Source organism: Acetobacter sp. (genome assembly GCF_047721705.1).
GTDB lineage: Bacteria > Pseudomonadota > Alphaproteobacteria > Acetobacterales > Acetobacteraceae > Acetobacter.
In genome coordinates, this window is sequence record NZ_JBDNXK010000134.1 from 1 (window position 1) to 5,390 (window position 5,390).

The 5,390-nt window shown below is 56.9% G+C and carries 2 protein-coding genes and 2 pseudogenes; 1 reads left to right on the forward strand and 3 read right to left on the reverse strand.

Annotated elements, in window-relative coordinates; genetic code table 11:
• The first annotated feature begins 121 nt into the window (after window positions 1-121).
• Window positions 122-3,796 (forward strand): helicase-related protein, encoded by a 3,675-nt coding sequence (locus ABF824_RS15230; RefSeq protein ID WP_415489836.1) that lies wholly within the window; start codon window positions 122-124, stop codon window positions 3,794-3,796.
• A gap of 129 nt (window positions 3,797-3,925) precedes the next feature.
• On the opposite strand, the gene ABF824_RS15235 is transcribed toward ABF824_RS15230, so the two are convergent.
• The 3 genes and pseudogenes from ABF824_RS15235 to ABF824_RS15245 all read right to left on the reverse strand — a co-directional run bounded on the left by ABF824_RS15235 (window position 3,926) and on the right by ABF824_RS15245 (window position 5,049).
• Complete coding sequence (locus tag ABF824_RS15235; RefSeq protein ID WP_415489837.1) at window positions 3,926-4,093, reverse strand: hypothetical protein; 168 nt, start codon at window positions 4,091-4,093, stop codon at window positions 3,926-3,928.
• Between the two features lie 7 nt (window positions 4,094-4,100).
• Window positions 4,101-4,305, reverse strand: a pseudogene (locus ABF824_RS15240) (conjugal transfer protein TraG); the annotation flags it as partial.
• A gap of 10 nt (window positions 4,306-4,315) precedes the next feature.
• A pseudogene (locus tag ABF824_RS15245) lies at window positions 4,316-5,049 on the reverse strand (IS5 family transposase).
• Between the last annotated feature and the right edge of the window lie 341 nt (window positions 5,050-5,390).

The following is a 5,390-nucleotide window of genomic DNA, read 5'->3' on the forward strand; positions in this document are numbered from 1 at the left end:
GGGTGGGCCCGGTGGTGTTTCCCCCCAATGGCCCCACTCGGGCGCCTGGGGGGGGCCGCCGGCCTTAACCCCGGCGGGATTTGGGCATCGGGCGGTGGGGGGGGGGGGGCCCCTCACCGCCGTGGATTTTGTATTTCGTGAACAGTTGGCCGTTCATCTGCCTGATGAACAGATGATGCGCTGGATCCTGCCCCGCCGGTCTGGCACGCGCAAGATTTACAACCGCGACAACGCGCCCGCCGATGCGGCGGAAAGCCATGAGAAATTCTGGGTCAGCCCCCGCCCCCATCAAGGCAGGGCTTCACGGTTCCAGAAACTGCTCTACCGCGTCATTAAAGGCGACCCGAACCATCCAGCCGATCAGGAACGGGCCAGGGACGTGCTTGATGCCCTGTGGTCGCTGATCATCACGACTGCCGCGCGGGATTCCGGGCGGGGTGGTTATCAGCTTGATTATGAAAAAGCGGCTCTTGCACGGGTGAACCAGGGCTGGCTGTGCCCGGTGACACGCCGCGTCTTTGGCTACACCACGGGCGAGGCCTCGCCCTATGACCCCGACAATACGCGACCGGTTGAAGTAATCGATTTTCCACGCCTGTCGTGCAGCAATCCCGGCGGGCTGGACCCGCGGCAGCGCGCCCAGATTACGCAATGGTGCGCCCAGTCCCCCGATGTCGAAGCCCTGCGCAGGCGGGGATTGTGGACCGACCTGCATGACAAGGCGGCCACCTATCCGCCCTTCTTCCGCTCGCAAGAACATTCAGCCCAGATCGACCGCGCGATATTGCAGCGTTACGAAGATCTGTTCAAGAACGGCGAGATCAATTTCCTGAACTGTTCGACCACAATGGAAATGGGCGTTGATATTCCCAACGTAACATTGGTGGGGAATTCCAATGTCCCCCCCGGCATTGCCAATTACCGCCAGCGTATTGGCCGCGCGGGGCGCCGGGGGGAGCCGTGGGCGTTCGGGGTGACTTTCTGCCGCGACCTGCCGCTTGACCATGTCGTCTTCCGCGATCCGCAGAAATTCCTCCATGCGGTGGTGGCTGCCCCGGCCGTCAGGCTCCACAGCCGCACCATTGTGATCCGTCATGTGCATGCAGCCTTGCTGGGGCGTTTTCTGCGCCAGAATTCCGGCGTCAACATTAATGAAAGGATCGGCACCTTTTTTGGCGAGCGTCCTATCAAGGATGCGGAAAAAACTTCTGTTTCCAATCTGGCGCAGGATTTCATCTTGGCCCTGCGCGATCCTGCCTTCATGCGCGCGCAGGAAGACGCCCTGCGTCAGCTCACACGGGGCACGATCCTGGCAGATGAGGATGCGACAACCCTGTGCCTGCAGACCGCGGAAAAAATCGATGCCATTTTCCGGCACTGGCGCAATGAGTATCAACAGCTTGTAAAACGCGCGCAAGACGCCACTGAGAAAGATGTCCGCCTGGCGATTGAACGGCGGGCCGAGCGCATGCATAAGGAATATCTGTTTTCCGAACTGGCGCGGCGCGGTTTTACGCCTGCCTATGGCTTTCCCGTTGATGTTGTCGGCTTCAGCTTTCTTTCGCAGCGTTCGCAGAAAAGCGATGCAGATGACGGCAATGCCGCGCAACGCACGCTTGATGTCGCCATTCGGGAATATGCGCCGGGTGCGGAAATCGTCATTGATGGCATGGTCCATAAAAGCGAGGGCCTGCAACCGGCCTGGTCGGCTATGGCCGATGCCAGTGGCCTTGAAGACATGCGGGTTTTCTGGGAATGCCGGAACTGTCATCAGTTTGGCACTGCACGCGTCTTTCAGGACATTCCTGAAAAATGCCCGCAATGCGACGCGCCTTCCACCCGCTTCCAGTCCTATACGACGCTGCGGCCTGCGGGTTTTCTGGGGCGCAAGGCACCCCATACCGGTTATGAAAGCCTGGGTTATATTCCCTATGAAATGTCCCGGCTTTCCGCTGATGCCCCGTGGCAGGCCCTCCCCAACCCCGAAGGGGGACGTCTACGCGGCGATAGCACGGGCCGCCTCTTTACCCAGAGTTCGGGCCTGCACGGCAAAGGTTATGCGCTCTGCCTGTGCTGTGGCCGGGCGGACGCCGAGACCGAGGAACTCCCCCATAATGGCGGGACACGCCTTGCCATACCCCCGACCCTGCTCAACCATCGCCCCCTTGCGCCGCTGCGCAGCGAACAGCTCCAGCGCGGCTTGTGCCCCGGTGGCACCACGCAGCCAAATCGTATTCAACGCAACCTGCGCCTTGCCCACGAAACCTGTACCGATGTCTTTGAATTCCAGTTACCTGAAGCCGGCCAGTTCGGTCCGGGCCTGGCATTGGGCGCAGGCCTGCGTGAAGCCCTTGCGGAAAAACTGGGCGCGGAACCGCGTGAAATTGGTATTGCCGTCAGTTCCAGCCAGAACCCCGTAGGCGGCTATGCGACATCCGTTTTCCTGTATGACAGGGCGGCGGGCGGGAGTGGCCTGGCCACGCGGCTGGCGGAACCTGCCTATTTCCGGGATTGTCTTGCCATCGCCGTGACGCGGCTGGACTGCCCGGAAGACTGCGCGCATGGCTGTCCGGCCTGCATCCTCCGGCCTGACATGATTTTTGGTGATATCCAGCCAGATCGGCCTGCGGCACTCGAGCATGCGCGCCACATTCTGTCCTGCCTTGAACTGCCGCCACAACTGGCCGTGTTTGGCAAGAACACCCAGTTTGTAAGCGGCAGCGCCGTTGAGTGGCTGGAAAGGAAAAACATCTCCGGCCAGTTACGCTCTCTTACCCTTTATATGCACAGCAACCCGACGGAGTGGGAACTCCCCGCATGGACCATGCGCGATCTCCTCCAGCGCGCACAGGCCACGGGGGTGCGCACAGAACTGGTCGTGCGGCAGAATGACCTGGTCGACACAAATCTTGAAATGGCGCAGAAGCTTGATCTGTACCGCCTGTGTGACCAGAAAACCATAGCTATTGCCCACACGCTGCCCGCAATACACGGCATGCCCATACTGGCCAGCATGGATATTGATGGCGAGGAGTTGGCCATTGCCTCATCCGATGTGCGCAACGCCCTGCCCGGCCCCGGCTGGGGCATGGGCGAGGTCGCCCCTCTGGTTGTTGGTCCCTATACGGATGAAATAGCCTTGCAGCGCATGGAAACGGCGCAGCTCATAGAACTGAGCAGCGGCAACGCGCAAATGATATACATGGGAAAGAACGCCGTCTGGCCCGTGTCGCAATTTGGTCGGCTTTTTTGGGAAAAGCTGAAGGAAGCGGATACGCTGAGCATCGTGCAGCTCATGCAGCATGGCATAAGCAGGGTGCGTTATTCTGACCGCTATCTGCTGACACCACTGTCATTTCGCCTGCTGTGGGAGGTGATGAACAATATGCCATCAGAAGCAGGGCCAGCAAAAAATATACAGTTTGAAATCATAACAGCACCCATACCTTATAATACGCGAGCAGGACATTTTATCACAAAAAGCTATAATAATGACTCAGATCGGTATGCTGTTCTGCAGGCTATTTTTCCTAAAGCAAGCATCATTGTTGCAGAAAAAAATGATATACCGCACGCGCGCAGTCTGCAAATAACCCTTACAAACGGAAAATGCCTCACGATACTCCTTGATCAGGGCGTTGGAGCCTGGTTTACAAAATATAAATTTGCTTATGATTTATTTGATGCGCCCGCTCCTGAACAGGTACGGATGCTATGCGGAAAACAATTAAACATTGACTTGGTAGTTAAAAATGGGATGCCAGTAATTATACAATTAGGGCATAATGGCAATTGAGTTCGATAATGACAGAGAATAATTGCTTTCGGTTCACCTTAACACGTTACAACGCCCCACACTGTTTCAGTCTGACGAAGAACCGGTCGATTTCATTTCTCTCTTTGTAGAGTGAGACGTCAATTTTCCCTAGCTGCGGCGGTTTTTCCTTGACGGAATGACCGCCGCAATCTGCCGTTCCTCAAGCAATTCGATGAGCGGGTCCGCATCACACGCCTTGTCAGCGATAAAGGCTTCTGGATCGACTTCATCCAGTAGGAGCCCTGTTTCCGTAATGTCCGCTCTCTGCCCGGACATCAGGGACATCTTCGCCCAGCAACCCCACTGCGTGGATTTCCGCGCCCTCGGCCAAACGGGCTGTGACCTACAGGTCACGGTCCGGTTCGCCTCGCGGGCACGACGGACAGACAGCGCCCCCGCTGCAGAAAAGCCGACACCTTGCCGGAACCCGCGATCCACGCCCCACGTGCGAAGACCGCCGTGGCATAAGCATCGAACTCGTAGCGCCACTATGGCCTGTTAGGCCTTGATATAGTCCGCTGTAGCCGCGATGAGGATGACGGAGAAAAAGGACGCGGCTGTCTTTTCGTATCGGGTCGCGACAGCCCGCCACTCCTTGAGCCTTGCCCACAGGTTTTTGACCAGGTGCCGGTGTCTGTACGCCCATTTGGGACAGGCGACTTCCGGATCATTCTTCCTTGGCGGAACGACAGGACGAGATCCCCGGTCCCAGAGATATTCACGGAATTTATGCGAAGCATATCCGCGATCACAGACGACATAGGTCGGTGAGTGTAGCAGGTCGTCGAGCAGGACATAGGTACACGGCAGTTCATGTGCCTGTCCGGGCGACAGTGTGAAGGACAATGCCCGGCCATGTCCATCCGCAGTTACGCAGACCTTGGTGCCAAAGCCTCTACGTGAGCGGCCAAACGCCTCACGATTTCTGCGGCATCCACTGTATCTCCTTTTTAGGCGGCCTCGGCCGCCTTGTGATGGGCACGGATCGTCGTACCATCGAAAAAAACCATGCCGAGGGCCTAGGCCGCGCCTCTAACCTTTTCAAAGAGGCGCTGCCATACCCCAAGCTTCGACCATCGAATGAACAGTTGTGCGGCAATCCACCAGGGACCAAACTCAGATGGCAGGGCACGCCACTTCGCGCCGTTCTGATGACGCCAGAAAATCGCGGAGATCGTCCGTCGAAGGTTCTTCGGTGGGGTCTTGCCATTCGGACGGACTTCCTTGATCAAAGACTCCCAGACGGATCATGCGGTATCGGAAAAGACAGACTGCATCATGCTCATTATAAACAACTATGCAGTCCGTTCTGTTATTCAAGACCTAACAGGTCCTGGACGGACTCTGCCTATGCAGGCACAGCCAAAGGACGTAGGCGACAGATCAAACGATTGGTGCTCCGGTTTTCCAGCCAACTTAACGAGCAGAAAATTCATGTAAGCAGACAGACAGATGTGGGCCGAGCGATGACAAAAAATGTAAGGATGCTATTCATCCTTGATGGCTTGTTCTTCCCGCAACCGAATATTATGATTTACTTTCGAATTATTATTAAATTTTGTCGGAATATAGT

Bases quoted from the DNA above. Each gene is read 5' to 3' on its own strand.
- ABF824_RS15235 (WP_415489837.1), bottom strand. From the start codon at position 4,093: ATGTCCGGGCAGAGAGCGGACATTACGGAAACAGGGCTCCTACTGGAT.